Annotated in this window: 16 protein-coding genes; 11 read left to right on the top strand and 5 right to left on the bottom strand. The window is 70.6% G+C overall.

The window, feature by feature from the left end; translation table 11 throughout:
• The first annotated feature begins 51 nt into the window (after window positions 1-51).
• The 9 genes from RT282_RS12210 to RT282_RS12170 all read left to right on the top strand — a co-directional run bounded on the left by RT282_RS12210 (window position 52) and on the right by RT282_RS12170 (window position 10,484).
• Complete coding sequence (locus RT282_RS12210; RefSeq protein ID WP_313314429.1) at window positions 52-3,606, top strand: hypothetical protein; 3,555 nt, start codon at window positions 52-54, stop codon at window positions 3,604-3,606.
• Between the two features lie 54 nt (window positions 3,607-3,660).
• Window positions 3,661-4,086 carry a hypothetical protein gene (locus tag RT282_RS12205; protein WP_313314427.1) on the top strand — a complete coding sequence of 142 codons (426 nt, stop codon included), beginning with the start codon at window positions 3,661-3,663 and terminating at the stop codon, window positions 4,084-4,086.
• Between the two features lie 92 nt (window positions 4,087-4,178).
• Window positions 4,179-5,309 carry a hypothetical protein gene (locus tag RT282_RS12200; protein WP_313314425.1) on the top strand — a complete coding sequence of 377 codons (1,131 nt, stop codon included), beginning with the start codon at window positions 4,179-4,181 and terminating at the stop codon, window positions 5,307-5,309.
• A 35-nt stretch (window positions 5,310-5,344) separates the two neighbouring features.
• On the top strand, window positions 5,345-6,088 hold the full coding sequence (locus RT282_RS12195; RefSeq protein ID WP_312760598.1) for a sel1 repeat family protein: 744 nt from the start codon (window positions 5,345-5,347) through the stop codon (window positions 6,086-6,088).
• 17 nt (window positions 6,089-6,105) lie between these two features.
• Window positions 6,106-6,531 carry a hypothetical protein gene (locus RT282_RS12190; protein ID WP_313314424.1) on the top strand — a complete coding sequence of 142 codons (426 nt, stop codon included), beginning with the start codon at window positions 6,106-6,108 and terminating at the stop codon, window positions 6,529-6,531.
• A gap of 34 nt (window positions 6,532-6,565) precedes the next feature.
• A complete protein-coding gene (locus RT282_RS12185; protein ID WP_312760595.1) occupies window positions 6,566-7,192 on the top strand; it encodes a hypothetical protein in 627 nt (208 codons plus the stop codon).
• A complete protein-coding gene (locus tag RT282_RS12180) occupies window positions 7,189-7,887 on the top strand; it encodes an OmpA family protein (protein WP_312307156.1) in 699 nt (232 codons plus the stop codon). The genes RT282_RS12185 and RT282_RS12180 overlap by 4 nt, the downstream gene beginning before the upstream one ends.
• A gap of 3 nt (window positions 7,888-7,890) precedes the next feature.
• Complete coding sequence (locus RT282_RS12175) at window positions 7,891-8,127, top strand: zinc ribbon domain-containing protein (protein ID WP_313314422.1); 237 nt, start codon at window positions 7,891-7,893, stop codon at window positions 8,125-8,127.
• Between the two features lie 125 nt (window positions 8,128-8,252).
• Window positions 8,253-10,484 carry a PhoX family phosphatase gene (locus RT282_RS12170; RefSeq protein ID WP_313314419.1) on the top strand — a complete coding sequence of 744 codons (2,232 nt, stop codon included), beginning with the start codon at window positions 8,253-8,255 and terminating at the stop codon, window positions 10,482-10,484.
• Window positions 10,485-10,606: 122 nt separating this feature from the next.
• On the opposite strand, the gene RT282_RS12165 is transcribed toward RT282_RS12170, so the two are convergent.
• The 5 genes from RT282_RS12165 to RT282_RS12145 all read right to left on the bottom strand — a co-directional run bounded on the left by RT282_RS12165 (window position 10,607) and on the right by RT282_RS12145 (window position 14,611).
• The gene (locus RT282_RS12165; protein ID WP_312307153.1) at window positions 10,607-11,422 is read right to left on the bottom strand and encodes a BPSS1780 family membrane protein; all 816 of its coding nucleotides are present in this window, start codon (window positions 11,420-11,422) and stop codon (window positions 10,607-10,609) included.
• 102 nt (window positions 11,423-11,524) lie between these two features.
• Window positions 11,525-12,478 (bottom strand): homoserine kinase, encoded by a 954-nt coding sequence (locus RT282_RS12160; protein ID WP_313314417.1) that lies wholly within the window; start codon window positions 12,476-12,478, stop codon window positions 11,525-11,527.
• A gap of 87 nt (window positions 12,479-12,565) precedes the next feature.
• Entirely contained in the window at window positions 12,566-12,937 is a 372-nt protein-coding gene (locus RT282_RS12155) for a hypothetical protein (protein WP_313314415.1), read from the bottom strand.
• Between the two features lie 43 nt (window positions 12,938-12,980).
• The gene (locus RT282_RS12150; RefSeq protein WP_313314412.1) at window positions 12,981-14,186 is read right to left on the bottom strand and encodes a serine hydrolase; all 1,206 of its coding nucleotides are present in this window, start codon (window positions 14,184-14,186) and stop codon (window positions 12,981-12,983) included.
• Window positions 14,183-14,611 (bottom strand): hypothetical protein, encoded by a 429-nt coding sequence (locus RT282_RS12145; RefSeq protein WP_313314410.1) that lies wholly within the window; start codon window positions 14,609-14,611, stop codon window positions 14,183-14,185. The genes RT282_RS12150 and RT282_RS12145 overlap by 4 nt, the downstream gene beginning before the upstream one ends.
• 81 nt (window positions 14,612-14,692) lie before the next feature.
• Here RT282_RS12145 and polA point away from each other — a divergent pair, with 81 nt between their 5' ends.
• Together polA and RT282_RS12135 are read left to right on the top strand one after the other, a co-directional pair.
• Complete coding sequence (gene polA / locus RT282_RS12140; RefSeq protein WP_313314408.1) at window positions 14,693-17,452, top strand: DNA polymerase I; 2,760 nt, start codon at window positions 14,693-14,695, stop codon at window positions 17,450-17,452.
• 192 nt (window positions 17,453-17,644) lie between these two features.
• Window positions 17,645-18,496: an STAS domain-containing protein gene (locus RT282_RS12135; protein WP_313314405.1), complete on the top strand. Its 852-nt coding sequence runs from the start codon at window positions 17,645-17,647 to the stop codon at window positions 18,494-18,496.
• The last annotated feature ends 6 nt before the right edge of the window (window positions 18,497-18,502 follow it).

The raw sequence follows: 18,502 nt of genomic DNA, 5'->3' as shown, positions 1-18,502 counted from the left end.
GGCGTGGCCCGCCGGGCGGGCGGTCCGCCTGGCTGAACTGAGGATGTGTGGATGCAAGCGAAGAAGCGTGCGTTGGCAATGACTGGCTTGGCGGCCCTGGCGGCGGCGATGCCGCTGGGTGCCGTGGCGCAGGAATCGATGCTCGCTGGCCTGGGCTGGCACCGCAACAGCCCCGGCTCCGAGGTCGACGGCCAGAGCGAGGTGCGGGTGCAGGGCAACCGTTCCAATGCACAGGTGGTTTCCACGGGCGGCAAGGGCTCGGCCCTGGCCAACGCCGGAATGCGGGTGGACCTGGCCGGCACGGCGCAGGCCAATGTGGCTGGCCTGGCCGCCATGCAGCTGCGCCAGTCGCGCGTGCAGGTGCTGGGCAACGAGGTCGCGGGCTTCGTCACCGCGCTGGGCGGGGCAGCCACGGCCAACGCCGTGCTGGCGGCCAGCAGCACGGGGCCGCAGCAGATGACGGCCAGCAGCCTGCAGGTGGTGGGCAACCGCGCATCCAACGTCTCCGCCTTCGGCGCCAAGAGCGAGGTGCTGCTGGGCACGGGCTCGCTGCAGCTGCCCGGCCGCGCCACGGCCAACACGGTGCTGCTCGACGCCACGGCCGTGCGCCATTCACGCGTCGCCTTGAGCGGCAACCAGGCCGACGAGGTCACTTCCATCGGCGGCGCTGCCGTGGGCAATGCCGTTACGGCGGCACGCAGCGAGCTGTCGCGCACCGACGTGGTGCAGGCCGGCAACCGGGCGCGCGATGTGCGTGCCGGCGGCGGCGCGGCCGGCGTGGGGCGCGGCACGATCGCGCAGGTGGAGCTGGTCGGCGTGGCCGCGGCCAACGCCCTGACCCTGGCCGACAGCAGCCTGGCCGATGCCCGCGTGCTGCAGACCGGCAACCAGGCCGAGGGCGTCGCGGCCGACGGCGGCAGCGCGCTGGCCAATTCCATCAGCCTGTCCGGGCAGCGGGCGGGCAGCAATTACCAGGCCACGCTGGCCGGCAACACGGCCACCGGCGTGCGCGCCTGGGGCGGCGCGGCCTCGGTGCTGCGCGGCGCGCTGGCGGACGTGCGGGTGTCCGCGGCGGCGCTGGCCAACAGTATTTCGGTGCTGCGCGGCAGCCTGCGGGATGCGCCGCGCCACGACGTGGCGGGCAACCGCGCCGACACGGTGGTGGCCACCGGCGGCGCCGCCGTCGCCAACAGCCTGTGGCTGGACGACGCCACGGTGGCCGCCGGCCAGGTGCTGATCGCCGGCAACACGGCGGCCCAGGTCAACACCGTGGGCGGCTCGGGCAGCATTGGCGGCGGCGCGGTGGCCGGCTTTGAGGGCAACGGGCGCGCGCTGGCCAACACCGTGGCGGCCGACCGCCAGTCCACGCTGGCCCAGGCCCAGGTGGCGCTGGCCGGCAACACGGCGCAGCAGGTCACAGGGCGTGGCGGTCTGGCGGCAGCCAACAGCCTGCTGGTCAGCGAAGGACGGGTGCAGCAGTCTTCGGTGGCGCTGGTGGGCAATGACGCGCAGGGCGTCAGCTCGACGGGTTATGCCATGCAGGCAGGGGCCGGTGTGTTGTTCACCGCCACCCAAAGCAGCAGTGCGCTGGCCAATGCGCTGGCGGTGACGGGCTCGCAGCTCGATGCGGCCAGCCTGGCCATCGCCGGCAATCGCGCGGCGCAGGTGCAGGCCGAAGGCGGCCTGGCCATGGCCAACAGCGTGGCGCTGGAGGACGGTGGCGGGCAGTCCGCACGCCTGTCGGCCGCCGGTGCCTTGGCGGGCAACACGGCATCCGGCATATCGGCCAAGGCCAGCTCGGCGTCGGCCGGTGCCGGCGTGGCCTCGCGCAGTGCCAGCGCCCGCGCCGCGGCCAACGCCCTGGTGCTGCACGACGGCGCGGCGGCGGACGCCGCCTCGGCCTGGACCATTGTCGGCAACCAGGCCATGGGGGTGCATGCCGACGGGGGCACGGCCCTGGTCAACGCGCTGGCGGGCTACCGCGGCGCGCGGCTGCAGGGCAGCACCGTCGTGCTGGCGGGCAACGCAGCGCAGGACGTGCGCGCCGAGGGCGGCGCGTCGCAGGTGCTGGGCGTAGGCTCCAAGGGCAACGGCGTGCTGGCCGCCAATGCGCTGTACATGGACGGGCCGTCCTCCACGGCCCTGTCCGGCTCGTCCCTGCTGGTGGCTGGCAACCAGGCGCGCCAGCTGCAGGCGCAGGGCGGACGCGTGAACGCCAACGCGCTAGCCCTCAACGGACAGGCGCAGGTCCGGGGTAGCAGCGTGGTGCTGGCGGGCAATAACGCATCCGACGTGCGCAGTCAGGGCCGCGAGGGCACGGTGGCCGGCTTTGCCGCCTGGGGCAAGGGGGTCGGGCAGGCCAATGCCAACGCCGTGCAGGCCCTGGCCGAACTGCGTGCCGCCAGCCTGGTGCTGGCCGGCAACCAGGCCGCGGCGGTGCGCGCTAACGAGGGCCTGGCCGCGGCCAACAGCGTGGTGCAGAGCGCGGGCAGCCTGTCCGGTGTGCAGATCGGCATTGCCGGCAACACCTCCGGCAACGTGCAGGCCGACGGCGGCCAGCCGGCGCTGGCCAGCAGCCTGCTCACGGAAGGCAGCGTGAGCGGCAGCGCGGTGCAGATCGCCGCCAACCAGGGCAGTGCGTCCTCGGGGGGCGGGCAGGCGGCCTTGAGCAGCAGCGTGCGCGTGCGCCAGGGTGCCAGCGTGCGTGGCTCCCAGGTCACGGTGGCCGGCAACCAGGGCAGCGCACAACGCGGCACGGCCCACAGCGTGGACGTGGCCGGTTCGCTGCAGGGCGGCAGCATCACCATCCTGGGCAACCAGGGCCGGGCCGACGCCGGCGGCTTGGCCAGCAGCGTGGTGGGGCGCGGACGCATCACGGGCAGCCAGATCGCGGTGCTGGGCAACAGCGGCTCGGCCAGCGGCGGCAGCGTGAACAGTGTGCGCAACGACGGCTCGCTGAGCGGGGCGCAGATCACCATCCTGGGCAACCAGGGCAGCGCCCGGGGCGGCGGGCAGGTCAACACGCTGGCCAACAGCGGCTCCGCTAGCGCGGCGCAGGTGCTCATCGCGGGCAACACGGGCAGCGCCCAGGGCGGCGGGCTGGTTAACAGCGTGCGCAACCGCGGCAGCATCCGCGGCGCCAACATCGTCATCACCGGAAACCAGGGCAGCGCCACGGGCGGGGGCACGGTCAACAGCGTGGACAACCGCGGCCTGCTGACGGGCAACGTGGTCATCGCCGGCAACCGCGGCGGCACGGCCTTGGGCGGCACGGTGAACTCGGTGGTCAACCAGGGGGTGCTCGCGGGCACCGTGGCCATCATCGGCAACCAGGGCCGCGCCCTGGCCGGCGGCGTCTCCAACTCGCTCATCAACCAGGGCGTGGTCACCGGGGCCGTGACCATCGTGGGCAACGCCACCGCTGCCGCCGCGGGCATGACCTCGGGCAGTGTGCGCAATGTGGGCGGGGCCATCACCGGCGCCGCCGGTGTGGCCGGCAATGCGGCTTTCGCGGCCAATCCGGGCTACACCTACACGGTGCCCTCCTCGGGCGTGATAAATCAGTCGGTGACGGTGCTGCCGGCGGTCAACCTGCTGAGCATGTAGACCTGTTCGGCCAGCCCTTTTCGAAGTTTCCAAGCTTTGTTCCAGGAGCCCTCCATGCGGTATCTCTCCCTTTTCCTCAGCCATGGCATGGCGGCGCTGGCGCTGTGCGCCGCAAGCGCCCAGGCGCAGCTGGTCAACTATGGCGAGCAGCTCGGCGCTTACAAGGACATGTCGCAAAGCGGCGTGCGGCTTACCGACGGCGTGTACCCGGCTGTGAGCGCCAAGGCCCGGGTGGCCCGCGCCATCGCGCGCAACACGCTGGTCGACCAGAGCGCGCTGCTGCAGCCCGACGGCACGCTGCGCCTGCCCGACAACCAGCAGAACGTGGTGATCCGCAGCAGCTATTCCGACGTGCAGCGCGGCGCCGACGGTTCGCTGCGCATCGCCAGCCCGGTCATCCAGGGCAACGTGACGGGCAACGTCACGCTGTACGTGGAAGGCCGGGGCGTGGAGAACATCACCGTGCTCAATTCGCGCTGACACAGCCGGCGGGCGCCGGCCCGCGGGCATTCGCGTGCCGCCGCGCCAGGGAGGTAGCGGCGGCGCGCTTCACCACTAAGACCACAACCACCATGAAAATGACAATAACAAGCTGCAAGCGCTGGGGAGGCGCCGCGCTTGCGCTGGCACTGCTGGCCGGGTGCGCCACGACCGAGAACGCCCTGGGCGATGCCGACCGGCTGCTGCAGGAGCGCGAAGCGCAAAAGCTCCTGCCCGTGACCAACCTCAGCCCCTATGCGACGGCGCTGGGGCGCTTCGGGCACATGCTCGACATCTACAAGGACGGCGACCCCGTCATCTACCTGCAGACGCGCAACATCCTGGACGCCACCAACCTGTCCAGCCCGCTGGCCGGCGCCGAGATCCCGGGCGACATCACCGAGATGGTGCGCACCGCCGTCAACCGCATCGGGGCGCGCGTGGTCTATGTGCCCTACCACCCGGAGTACCTGGTCTCGCAGGCCCAGCTGGGCGCCAAGTTCGGCGTGACCATGCCCGACTTCCTGATCACCGGCGCGCTGACCGAGTTCGACCGTGCCATCGCCGGTGCGGGGCGCGTGAACTCGGTGGGCATCGAGTTCGGCGGCGGCAACGGCACGGTGACGCTGGGCGGCGACGTGAAGCGCACGGCCATCTATTCGGCGCTGGCGCTGGACCTGAACCTGGTCAGTTTTTCTACCCAGCAGATGGTGCCGCGCATTCAGGCCTCCAATGCGGTCAAGGTGCTCAACTTCAGCTCGGAGGACAACGCCAGCCTGGGGTTCTATGGCGACGCCTTCGGCTTCAAGCTGGAGGGCAAGTACCTGCAGGGCCGCCACTCCGCCATCCGCACCCTGGTGGACCTGAGCGTGCTGGAACTGGTGGGCAAGGCCACCAACACGCCCTATTGGCGCTGCATTCCCGGCGGCACGCCCGACCCGGTGGTGGTGGAGAACATGCGCGCCGCCTTCAACGGGCTGGCGCCTGAGTTGAAGGTGGGACTGATCCAAGTCATGCTGCGCAAGTACGGCCACCCGCTGCAGGTGACGCAGCAGTACGACGAGCCCACGCGCACCGCGCTGCAGTCCGTCTATGACAGCCGCTTCGCCACTCTGGGCGAGGTGGACGTGATGACCTGGGAGGGCTTCGAGCCGCTGTTCTTCAACGTACCCATGCCCTGGGATGGCACGACTGCCCCGGCCGGTGCCAAGGCGGGCGCATGAGGCCCGCCGTGGCGCATCCCATGCGGGCCAGGTGCATGGCTGCCGCACTGGCCCTGTGCGCGGCCGCAGCGCAGGCGCAGGCTCCGGCAGGCGCTGCCGCCGGCGCGGCTGCGGCGCAGGGCGCGCTGCCGGCACCTGCGGCCGGCGCTCCGGCGGCCAGCACCGGCGCGCGCTTCCTGGAGGCGTGCAACCTGTCACTGCAAAAGGGCGTGACCGACCTGGGCTGCCAGGGGCCGCTGTATCGCAATGAGCTGCAGCGGCTGCAGCGCGAGGCGCTGGCCACGCAGAACCCGCAGCTGCTGTCGCTGGTGGGAGATGCCTATGGAAGCCGCCGCTCGGGACTGGCGGATGCCGGCCAGGCCTACCGCTGGTATCTGCTGGCCGCCGTGCGCGGCGATCCGCATGCCATGCAGCGCCTGGCCGAGATGAACCGCCAGGGCACGGGCACGCCGCAGGACAAGGTCAAGGCACTCGGCTATGCGCGGCTGGCCCAGCGCCTGGCCCTGCCGGGCGCCACGGCGGCGGGCCAGGAAGTGGCCCAGGTCATCGAGCAGCTGGGTGCTGAGATGGCCGTGGAAGAGGTGGCCCTGGCCGAGCGCTTTGCCGCCGAGCTGCAGGCGCAGGTGATGCAGGCCGGCGCAGCCGCGCCGGGTGCGCCGGCCATGGCGCCGGCGACCGGTGCGGGCAGCAGTCTGCCGGGCATGGTGCCCGGGCGAACCGATGCGGCTGCGCCCGCGCTTCCGGGCACACGCCTGCCCGGGACGCCTGCGCCGCAATGAAGCGCAAGGGGCCAGGCATGCGGTGCCATTTGTTTCATGAAGGCGCGGGCGTGGCCCTGCTGTGGTTGGCGGCTGCCTGCCTGGGAGGGCCGGCGCTGGCGCAGGGGCAGGGCCCGCAAGGGCCCATCGGTCCCCAGGGCCGGATTGGACCGCCCGGCAGCACCGTGGTGGCGCCGGCGCCTGCCGCCGCTCCTCCCCGGCAGCCGCCGGGCAACCACATCGAAGCGTCGGGCAACAAGGCCAACGGTGTCATCTGCGGCCCGGGTGGCGCCAGCGTCAACAGCGTGGACGTGCAGGGCGCCCGGCTGGAAGGGCGCACCGTCATCGTGCAGGGGCGCAACACGCGGGACGTGGACACGCGCGACTGCCCGGCGCCGGCGCCGGGCGACGCCCCGTCCCCGAAGCAGGCCCCGGCACAGATCAACAGCATCCGCATCCGCTGACCGCGGGCGGCGGCATCGACAACGGAGAACACCAGTGACCCAACACTTTTCCTGCCAAGCCACGGCCTCGCGGCGCCTGGCGGTGGCCCTGGCCTTGGCCACGCTGGCCCTGGCCGGCTGCAAGGACCAGGCGGCCAGCCCCGAGGCACCACCCGGCGCACCCGCTCCGGCGCCCGTGGCCCCGCCGGCCCCGCCCGTCGCACCTGTCGCACCTGTCGCGCCCGCTGCCCCGGCTGCGGAGCCCACCGCCGCGGCGGCTGCTGCGCCGGCCGCGGCACCGCGCAAGCTGCCGCTGGCCGTGCAGGGCGTGGCCCCGGCCGGTGTCACCGTGCGCGTCAAGGGCGTGGAGTTGGGCAGCGACGCCACGGTGCTGGACGTGAGCATTTCCTTCGCCAACCGCATCACTGACAGCACCATGCTGGCCCTGGCAGACACCTTCCTGGAGGACGAGAGCGGCGCGCGCCTGCACATCAAGCGACCCGACGGCAACCGCGACATCACCATTCGCGAAGGCCAGACGCTGGACGGCCAGCTGGTATTCCTGGGCAGCGTGCCGGCCACGGCGCACAAGCTGCGGCTGGTCTTCAACGACGGCAACGATGGGGACAACATCGTCGCCCCGGGCCTGGTGATGGAGCTGCCCCTGCAGGCTGGCGGATGAGTGTGCTTCCCAGGTTCCGGTCGCTGCTGCCGTGGGCGGCGGGCCTGCTGCTCTGCAGCGCGGCCCTGGCCGAGGGCGTGGTAGTGCACCGCAGTACGCGGCCGCTGGCGCAGGCCGCCACGCAGCTGACGCCCGCCAGCGCGCCGGCGACCGTGCTGCAGCCGAAAGCCACGCCCGGGGGGCTCACGCCCCGCGTCGAGGCCGCCCCGCTGCAAGTCCGCCAGGGGCCGCAGACCATCCTGCGCGAGGCCGAGGTCCCGCCGCAGCGGTTGGAGCAGACACGGGCGTTGCTGGCCGAGCTGAAGGCCCAGGCCACGCCGCAGCAGGCGATCTCCATCGACCTGCCAGCCGATGTGCTGTTCGACTTCGACAAGGCGCAGCTGCGCCCGGACGCGGCACCCTCCATCGCCAAGGCGGCCGAGTTGATCCGCAGCTACCCGCGAGCTCCCATCACGGTGGTGGGACACACGGATGGCAAGGGCGCCGATGCCTACAACGACGCCCTGTCGCTGCGCCGCGCCCAGGCCGTGGCGCATGCGCTGGGCCAGCAGGGCGGGCGCAAAGCAGAAACCCGGGGCATGGGTAAGCGCCAGCCCGTCGCCCCCAACACCACGCCCGACGGCGGCGACGACCCCCAGGGACGGCAGCTGAACCGGCGAGTGCAAATTCTCATCGGACTGCCTGCCGGAGGCTGACGCATGGCACTCACACGCTGCCCCGAATGCGGTCGGGAAGTCTCCACGCAGGCCCAGGCCTGCCCCGGCTGCGGCCATCCGCTGCAGCCGCAGAACGGCCAGCCTGCCTGGCGCTCCTCACACGTGTGGGGCCGGCTGGCGATAGTGCTGGGCGCCTGGCTGGTCACGCCCTGGCTGGCGCGCCTGATCGTGGCGCTGGCGGTGTGCGTGGTGGCCTACTTCCTGTTCACCAAGGGCTGAGGGCGGCCGCGCCGTCACGCCGCCGTCACCGGTTCTTCACGTGCCTGTCACATGGGCCGTGGAGCATCGTGGTCTGCCCCCCGAGAGGTTCAGCGGGTGGCTATTCCACGAAAGGCAAGCGCTAGATGAACGCACCCACGACCCGGCCCGAGGCGGCCCTGATCGACCCTGATGACATCGGCTACAACCCCACTGCCAACCCCTCGTTTTCCACGCTCATCGAAGGCCGGCTGAGCCGCCGCAATCTGCTGCGCGGCGGCTTCGCCTCGGCGGGCGGCGCCATGCTGGGCAGCATCGCGCTGGCCGGGTGCGGCGGTGGAGGCTACGATGACCCGGCGCCCGTCGAGCCCCCGGGAGGCCTGAAGCTGGGCTTCAATCCGGTGGCCAAGAGCCTGGCCGATGCGGTCGTCGTGCCGGCGGGCTACACCGCCAGCGTGCTCTACCGCCTGGGCGACCCGCTCGCTGCGGGCGTGGCCGCGTACAAGAATGACGGCACGGACGACCCCACCACCTACGACCGCCGCGCCGGCGACCACCACGACGGCATGAGCTGGTTTGGCCTGGGCGCAGGCGGCCAGTGGGACGCCAAGGCCAGCGGTCGCGGCCTGCTGGTGATGAACCACGAATCGCTGACCCCCGTCTTCCTGCACCCCCGCGGCCGCACCGTGGTCAAGGGCCAGCGCACCGAGCCTAGCGAGGTGCTGCGCGAGTTCTACCTGCACGGCGTAAGCGTGATCGAGACCACCAAGGGCGCTGACGGCCAGTGGAGCTACAAGCAGGACTCGGCCTTCAACCGCCGCGTGCACACGCTGACGCCGATGGAGCTTTCCGGTCCCGTGCGCGGCGCGGAGGCGCTCAAGACCCGCTACTCGGCCAAAGGCACGGGCACCCGCGGCACGGTCAACAACTGCGCCAACGGCACTACGCCCTGGGGCACCTACCTGACCTGCGAAGAGAACTGGTACGGCTACTTCTTCCGCACCCCGGCCGCCGACGACGCCAAGCGCTCGCCCCGCGAGCTGGCGGCCATCAAGCGCTACGGCGTGGGCCCGCAGGAGTTCTACGGCCTGTGGGGCACCACCCAGGGTGCTGCCAATGCCGACGAGCAGGACAGCTTCGATCGCTGGAACCTGGACGTGTCGGGCGAGAGCGCTGTGGCCGACTACCGCAACGCCCACAACACCTACGGCTGGGTTGTCGAGATCGACCCTTTTGCGCCGGGTAGCACGCCGAAGAAGCGCACGGCGCTGGGCCGCTTCGGCCACGAGGGCGCCTGCCTGGGCGTGGTCGAGGCCGGCAAGCCCCTGGTCTGGTACATGGGCGACGACGCGCGCAACGAGTACGTCTACAAGTACGTGTCCAACAAGAACTGGGACCCGAAGGACGCCACCGGCGGCCTGGCCGCCGGAGACAAGTACATGGACGATGGCAGGCTCTACGTGGCGCGCTTCAAGGCCGACGGCACGGGCGAGTGGCTGGAGCTGGCCCTGGGCAAGAACGGCATCACCGCGTCCAACGCCGCCTACGGCTTTACCGACCAGGCCGACGTGCTCCTGCACGCCCGCCTGGCGGCCGACGCGGCCGGCGCGACCAAGATGGACCGCCCCGAGTGGACCGCCGTGAACCCCAAGACCGGCGACGTGTACGTGACGCTGACCAACACCAACGCCTCGTCGCGCCCGCTGGACAAGACCGATGCGGCCAATCCGCGCTTCTACAACGATCCCAAGGGTGCGGAGCAGAAGGCGCAAACCGGCAACCCCAACGGCCACATCGTGCGATTTGCCGAAAGCGCCGGCAATGCCGGCACCGCCTTCACCTGGGACGTGTACCTGTTCGGCGCGCGCTCCACGGCCGGCGCTGACGTCAACATCTCCGGCCTGACGGCCGAGAACGACTTCTCCAGCCCCGACGGCCTATGGTTCAGCCAAGCCTCGGCCGGCCTCGCCTGGCTGCAGACCGACGACGGCGCCTATACCGACGTGAGCAACTGCATGATGCTGGCCGCCGTTCCCGGCAAGGTCGGCGACGGCGCCCGAAAGACCATCACCAACACCGGTGCCGACGGCGCCAAGCGCACGCAGGACACCATCGCCGGCGCTCGGCCGGGGGAGAAGGGCACGCAGCTGGGCCGCTTCCTGGTGGGTCCCAAGGGCTGCGAGATCACGGGCATCGCCGAGTCGGGCGACGGCCGGGCGATCTTCGTGAACATCCAGCACCCGGGCGAGGACACGAAGGACGCGGACATCACCGACGCGACCCGATTCCAGAGCCACTGGCCCGACGGCGGCAGCGCCCGCCCGCGCTCGGCCACCATCGTCATCACCCGCAACGACGGCGGCGTGGTCGGCGTCTGAAGCGCGTTCGCTGAGTCAATGAGCACCCTGCACACGCCGTGACGCGTGTGCAGGGTTTTTCATGGCCTGGCCGCGCAGGCTGAGACGCGGCCCCGTCAGGAGGCCGCGACCACACGCAACGGCTATTCCTCTGTCTGCTGGGGCTCGGGTGCCGGCGGCTGCTGGGGCGCCTCGAAGCTGTCGCGAAAGGTGAACACCACCGAGGTGAAGAACATGGCGGCCAGCATCATGGCCGTGGCAGCCATCACGCCGCCGGCAAAGCCCGCGCTCAAGCCCAGCCCCGCCAGCAGCGCCACCATCAGGCTTACCGCCAGGCCGGCGGCCACGAACACACCCAGCCAGGCCAGCCCGTAGATGGTGAAGGCGCCCAGGTTGCGCACGCAGGCGACGATGCTGAAGAACAGCGCCTTCACCGGCGCCACGTTGTGCCAGTGCACCAGCCCCGGCGCGTGCCAGAACAGCAGCGATAGCGGCACGTACAGCAGCAGCGACAGCCACATGGCAGCCTGGAAGCTGCCCGACTCGGCCACCTCGCGGGTAAGGGGCTCGCCACCCAGGTACACCAGGGCGAACTGCCCCTCGTCGATCAGTGCCGACAGCCCCATGACCAGCAAGAAGCCTGCCGCGTACAGCGCGCCCAGGGTGAGCATGGAGTGCATGCGCTGGCGCCCGGTGCGAAAGGCCACCAGCAGCAGGGTGGGCGTGGGCACGCGGCCGTGGCTGGCCTCGGCGGCGGCCACCATCATGACCAGCGTGGCCGAGGGCAGCAGCGCCAGCGCCACGGCCGGTCCCACCAGCGGCAGCGCCGCGGCCAGCGACATGGTCGCCATGCACAGGAAAAACAGGGCCGCCAGCGCCATGGGCTGGCGCCAGAACACGCGGATGCCCAGGCGTGTCCATTCCAGGCCCGTACGGGCGGGGACGATGTGCAGTTTCATGGAGACAAGGAGCAATGGCGCAGGCCGGGGCGGCATGCGCAGCCTGCGGAGGAATTTACCCCAGGGCGGCGCGGTGACCGACGCCTGGGGGCTTGGGGCCCGTCAATCCGCCAGCCAGGGGTGCTGCACCCGCTCGCGCAGCACGCGCTCGAAGTGCGTGGGGTCGTGCGGTGTGAGCAGGCTGGCCTCACGCGGCAGGTGGTAGTCCCACAGCCGCGAGACCCAAAAGCGCAGCGCGCCGGCGCGCAGCATGGCCGGCAGCAGCGCTCGCTCGCTGGTCGTGAGCGGGCGCACGGCCTGGTAGGCCGCCACCAGGGCAGCGGCGCGCTCCGGCACATGGCGACCGGTGGGCAGGTCGACGCACCAGTCGTTCAGGCACACGGCCAGGTCGAACAACCAGGTGTCCACGCCGGCGAAATAGAAGTCGAACAGGCCGGTCAGCTCTTCGCCGTCGAACATCACGTTGTCGCGGAACAGGTCGGCGTGGATGGGGCCGCGCGGCAACGCTGCATATTCGCTGGAAGCGGCGACGTGGTTCTGGTAGGCCAGTTCGGACTGGATCAGTACCGCCTGTGCGGGCTCCAGGTGGGGCAGCACCACGGGCACGGTGGCGTTCCACCACTCCAGGCCGCGCAGATTGGGCTGGCTGCGCTCGTAGTCGCGCCCGGCCAGGTGCATGCGCGCCAGCACGGCGCCCACGGCGGCGCAGTGCACGGCCGACGGCGCCAGCTGGCTCTGGCCGCGCAGCTTGGTGGCCAGGGCGGCGGGCTTGCCGGCCACGGTGTGCAGGATGGCACCGCGCTTGTCGGCCTGCGGGTCGGGCACGGGGATGCCGGCGCGGGCCAGGTGCTGCATCAGGTGCAGGTAAAAGGGCAGCTGCTCGGCGGTAAGGCGCTCGAACAGGGTGAGCACGAACTCGCCCGACTCGCAGGTCAGGAAGTAGTTGGTGTTCTCGATACCACCCTGGATGCCACGCAGGGCGAGCAGCTTGCCCAGTTGCAGGCGGCGCAGCAGGTCGCGCGCCTCCTTGTTGGAGACTTCGGTGAAGACGGCCATCGGGTGAAAAGCGGGACGGTCGGCGGGAGAGGGGAGGAGAGTGGCGGCGCGCCAGGCGCGCGGACGGAGCGGGAAAAGGGCGAAGGCTTAGAAGCGGCCCAGGTTCCACACGCGTGGGGCGTTCACGCTGTCGGAGTCGCCCAGGTTGCCGGGCCGGGAGCGGGCGCCGTCGCCCGAGCGCACCTCGTAGGCGGGCAGGGGCGTGCCGGTCTTGGGCTGCACGGTGATGCTTTGCGTCTGCCCGCCCACGCGCAGCTCGTCCACGCGGCTGCCGGCGTCTTCCACCACGATGCGCTGCACGCGCTGGTTGTGGCGGCCGGCCTGGGGTTGCTCCTGTTCTGATAGCTGCTCGCGCTTATCAGCATTGGGCTGGAGGCCATTTTGGCTGGTATTTTGGGCCGAGGCCGGCAGGCCAGCCAGGGCCAGCAGGAGCAGGGACAGGGGAGCTAGGGCGCGCATGGGGGAGATTGTAGGCGGGCCCGGCGGCGAGCCCTGTCGTCCATCAGCGCGCCGCCTCGCCGTCCACCGCCTGCTGCACGGCGCGGTAGAACGCCTCGCGGGCCGGCAGGGCCACGGGGTCGCGCGCGCCGCCCCTCCAGTTGGCGGCGGAGACGATGACCAACTGGCGCTTGGGGTCCAGGAAGATGCCCTGGCCGAAGATGCCGCGCGCGGCGAAGCTGCCGTCGTCATACGTCCACCACTGGTAGCCGTAGCCGCGCCCGGCCACGCCGATGTCGGCCTGCTTGCGCGTGGCCTGTTCCAGCCAGTCCGCGGGCAGGACGGAGGTGCCCTCCGAGCGCGCGCCCTCCAGGATGAACTGGCCGAAGCGCGCGTAGTCGCGCGCGGCCGCCTGGATGCAGCAGCCGCTGATCTCCTGGCCCGTCTTGCTCAGCAGCCAGGTGCCCTGCTGCTCCATGCCGGCAGGGCGCCACACCTTTTCTTCCAGGTACTGGGCCAGCGTCTTGCCGGTGGCCTGGCTGACCAGGATGCCGACCAGGTTGGTCTCGCCGGTGCTGTAGTTCCAGCGCTCGCCCGCCGGCGCGGCGCGCGGCAGCTGGCGCATGTAGCTGACCAGAGCGTCCACGCCCGGTTCGGGCTGGTGGTTGTTGAAGCGCGCCACGTCGGATTGCGGATCGGCGTAGTCCTCGTTCCAGGCCACGCCCGAGGTCATGGTCAGCAGCTGGCGCACGCTGACCGCGTCGTAGGCCGAGCCGCGCAGGTCGGGGACGTAGTCGCTGACCTTGTCGTCCAGGCTCTTGATGAAGCCGTCCTTGAGCGCCGCGCCGGCCAGCGTGGAGGTGAAGGACTTGGCCACCGAGAAGCTGGTCCAGCGCCCGTCGCCGTCAAAGCCCAGGCCGTAGCGCTCCAGCCGCAGCTTGCCGCCCTGCACGATGAGCAGGGCAGCGGCGTGCTGCTCCTGCAGGTAGGCGTCCAGGTCCAGCGGCAGTGCCAGCGGCTCGCCCTGGGGCAGCGGGCGCGGCGTGCCGCTGGGGTGCATGGTGCGCCATTTGGCCAGCACGGGCAGCCGGTCCATCGCGCGAAAGGCCGCGTCGCGCTGCTCCTGCGTCCAAAACAACAGGTCGCGGTTGGTGGGCAGCGTCTTGAGCAGCCCGCGGGTTTCCTTGTCCAGGCTGAACCAGTAGCCCGCTGCCGCCACGGCCAGCACGGCAGCGGTGCCCAGCGTGATGCGCGCCAGTCGTCCGCTCATGGCTTGGCCGGGCATTGGCCGCCCGTGCAAGGTGTGGTGAAGCGGGCGATGAAGTCGCGGTAGTTCTTGCCCATGCGGCCCATCTGCTCGCAGGTGTCGCCCCGTGCGTCGAAGGCATAGCCCTGGCTGGCGCCGGCGTCCAGCAGCTCCACGCGCGCCAGCTGCCAGCGGCTGAACTCCTCGGGGTGGCGCCACTGCTCGGCGCAGATGCCGTGGTAGACCAGGCTGGCATAGGTCAGCTCGCTGACCTGGGGCTTGTCCATGACCAGGCGCAGCACGCCCTGTCCGAGCTGCGCGCTCTTCAGGCCGTTGCCCAGCAGCACCTTCTGCAGGGACGGCGGCACGTCGGTGAACTGCGGCTGGGCGGCCGTGGCCAGGGTGGCGCAGGCCGTCAGCGCAAGGGCGATCATGGGGTGTTTCAGCATGGCGCGGGCGAGGGCGTCGCAGGTGGGTCGAAGCGCGCATTGTGCCGCCGCGCACGGCGCCATCGTGTGCAAAATGCCGCCATGAGCGACCCCCAAACCCTGCTGCTGGTGGACGGTTCCAGCTACCTGTACCGCGCCTACCACGCCATGCCCGACCTGCGCGCCGTGCCGGGCGACCCGAACAGCCCCGCCACCGGCGCCATCCGCGGCATGGTCAACATGCTGGCCGCGCTGCAAAAGGACGTGCCCGCCGCCTACGCCGCCTGCGTGTTCGACGCCAGCGGCCCGACCTTCCGCGACGCCCTCTATCCCGAATACAAGGCCCAGCGCGCGCCCATGCCCGACGACCTGCGCGCGCAGATCAAACCCATCCACGAGGTGGTGCGCCTGCTGGGCTGGCCGCTGCTGTGCATCGAGGGCGTGGAGGCCGACGACGTGATCGGCACCCTGGCGCGCCATGCGGCCGCGCGCGGCCTGCGCGTGATCATCGCCAGCGGCGACAAGGATCTGTCGCAGCTGGTGGACGAGCATGTCACTGTGGTCGACACCATGAGCGGCAAGCGCCGCGACGTGGCCGGCGTGACGGCCGAGTTCGGCGTGCCGCCCTCGCTGATGGTGGACTTCCAGACGCTGGTGGGCGACGCCGTGGACAACGTGCCGGGCGTGCCCAAGGTCGGCCCGAAGACGGCCGCAAAGTGGCTGCGGGAGCATGGCTCGCTGGACCGGCTGATTGCCAACGCCCACACCATCAAGGGCGTGGCCGGCGAGAACCTGCGCGGTGCGCTGCAATGGCTGCCCACGGGGCGCGAGCTGGTCACCATCAAGACCGACTGCGATCTGTCGCAGCAGCTGGCGAACTATCCAGATGCTATGGATTCGATAGCTGTCGGCGCACGCCAGACGGACGCTTTGCGCGATTTTTATGAGAAATACGGTTTCCGTTCCCTGGCCCGGGCGCTGGAGGCTGACCCGGACGTGGCCGCCGCCGCGCTCACCAGCGAGGAAGCGACGCAGGTGGCCGAGATCGCCCAGCAGCGCGAGGTGGCCTACGAGACGGTGCTGACCTGGGAGCAGTTTGATCAGTGGCTCGTCCGCATCCAGACCGCGCCGCTGGTGGCGCTGGACACCGAGACTACGTCGCTGGACGAGCTGCGCGCGCGCATCGTCGGCCTGAGCTTCAGTGTGCAGCCCGGCAGTGCCGTCTACATCCCCCTGGCGCACGACGGCCCGGACGCGCCCGAGCAGCTGCCCATCGACGAGGTGCTGGCGCGGCTCAAGCCCTGGCTGGAGGACCCCACGCGGCCCAAGCTGGGCCAGCACGTCAAGTACGACCGCCATGTGCTGGCCAACCACGGCATCCAGGTGCGCGGCTACGTGCACGACACCATGCTGCAAAGCTACGTGCTGGAGGTGCACAAGCCGCACGGCCTGTCCAGCCTGGCCGAGCGCCACACCGGCCGCACCGGCCTGACCTACGAGGACCTGTGCGGCAAGGGTGCCAAGCAGATCCCGTTTTCGCAGGTGTCGGTGGAGCAGGCCGCGGCCTATTCCTGCGAGGATTCCGACCAGACGCTGGATGTGCACGGCGTGCTTTGGCCGCAGCTGGAGAAGGAGCCCAAGCTGCGCGCCATCTACGAGCTGGAGATCGCCTGCAGCGAGACGCTGTTTCGCATTGAGAGGAACGGCGTGCTGATCGACGCCGAGCGGCTGGCGCAGCAAAGCCACGAGCTGGGCCGGCGCATCATGGCGCTGGAGCAGCAGGCCTTCGAGATTGCCGGCCAGCCGTTCAACCTGGGCTCGCCCAAGCAGCTGGGCGAGATCTTCTTTGACAAGCTGGGCATGCCGGTGGTCAAGAAGACCGCCACCGGCGCGCGCTCCACCGACGAGGAGGTGCTGGAAAAGCTGGCCGAGGACTACCCCCTGCCCGCCACGCTGCTGGAGCACCGCAGCCTGTCCAAGCTCAAGGGCACCTACACCGACAAGCTGGGCCAGCTGGCGGATCCGCGCACCGGCCGCGTGCATACGCACTATGCCCAGGCCGTGGCGGTGACGGGACGGCTGTCCAGCAACGAGCCCAACCTGCAGAACATCCCCATCCGCACGGCCGAGGGCCGGCGCATCCGCGAGGCCTTCATCGCCCCGCCGGGCCGGCTGATCGCTAGCTGCGACTACAGCCAGATCGAGCTGCGCATCATGGCCCACATCAGCGGCGACGAGGCACTGCTGGCGGCGTTCACCAAAGGCCTGGATGTGCACCGCGCCACCGCCGCCGAGGTCTTCGGCATCCCTTTGGCCCAGGTCAGCAGCGAGCAGCGCCGCTACGCCAAGACCATCAACTTCGGGCTGATCTACGGCATGAGCAGCTTCGGCCTGGCCAAGTCGTTGGGCATCAGCACGGCGGCGGCCAAGAACTACATCGACCGCTACTTCGAGCGCTACCCCGGCGTGAAGCGCTACATGGACGAGACGCGCGTGCAGGCCAAGGAGCGCGGCTATGTGGAAACCGTGTTCGGCCGGCGCCTGGTGCTGCCCGAGATCAACTCGCCCAATGGCCCGCGCAGGAGCGCCGCCGAGCGCGCCGCCATCAACGCGCCCATGCAGGGCACGGCCGCCGACCTGATCAAGATGGCCATGGTGCAGGTGCAGGAGGTGCTGGACCGCGACAAACCCCAGGTGCTGATGGTCATGCAGGTGCACGACGAGCTGGTGTTCGACCTGCCTGAGGGCGAGGCCGACTGGGTGCGCACGCAGGTGCCGCGCATCATGGCCGATGTGGCGCAGTTGAAGGTGCCGCTGCTGGCCGAGGTGGGCTTTGGCAGCAACTGGGAAGAGGCGCATTGACGGCGCGAGCGTTCCGTCTGCACTGTGGCGCACGGGCCCGGCGCTCAGCGGTTGTCCATCAGCGCCAGCCAGGCGCTCGAGATGGACGGTAGTACATTCGAGGACCCTGCCCGCCGGTAGGCCCGTGGGACGAGCGGTTCACCAGCACCCGCCACCCGAGATACAGAGCAGCACAACCGAGGGACAGAATAGATGATTCATTTTTCCGACATCGTGATCGGAGCGCTGCAAGGCGAACAGCAGGCCACCGTGCTCCAGCAATGGCTGCAGGCCGCGTCGGCCGCCGGCCTGCAAAGGACCAAGGCGACGGAAAGCGAGGCGCGGACCATCGCAACCGTGCTTGGTGAGGCCTTGCGCAACGGCGCCCGGGTGGATGCTTTCGGCGACAGCGCATGGGCGCAATTGCATGAAGTGCTGGCCGACCTCTCGCGCTCGCGCGCGGCGCAGGGGCAGAGCGCCGGCGACACCAGCGTGTTCGTCCTGGCGCTGAAGAAACCCTTGCTGGACGTGCTCCAGCGCGAGCTGTCCGGGGCCGATGCCTCCGCCGTGGCGTCTTCGTTCTGGGAGCTGTCCCAGCTGGTGGACCGCATGGCCCAGCTGACGGCCACGACGTTTCAGAAAGCCCGCGAGGACATCATCGTGCGCCAGCAGGAGGAACTGCTGGAACTGTCCACCCCGGTGGTCAAGTTGTGGGAGGGTGTGCTGGCCGTGCCGATGATCGGCACGCTGGACAGCAACCGGACGCAGGTGGTGATGGAGACGCTGCTGCAGAAGATCGTGGAGACCGGCTCGGGGCTGGCCATCATCGACATCACGGGCGTGCCCACCGTGGACACCCTGGTGGCGCAGCACCTGCTCAAGACGGTCACCGCCATCCGCCTCATGGGGGCCGACTGCATCATCAGCGGCATCCGCCCCCAGATCGCGCAGACCATCGTGCACCTGGGCATCGACCTGCAAGGCATCGTGACCAAGGCCACGCTGGCCGATGCCCTGGCGGTGGCGATGCAGCAGTCCGGCTGGCAGATCACGCGCAAGGTCTAAGGAGCA

It is taken from the genome of Pulveribacter sp. (genome assembly GCF_032079985.1).
Taxonomy (GTDB): Bacteria; Pseudomonadota; Gammaproteobacteria; order Burkholderiales; family Burkholderiaceae_C; genus Melaminivora.
This window is presented reverse-complemented; position numbering and strand designations above follow the sequence as displayed.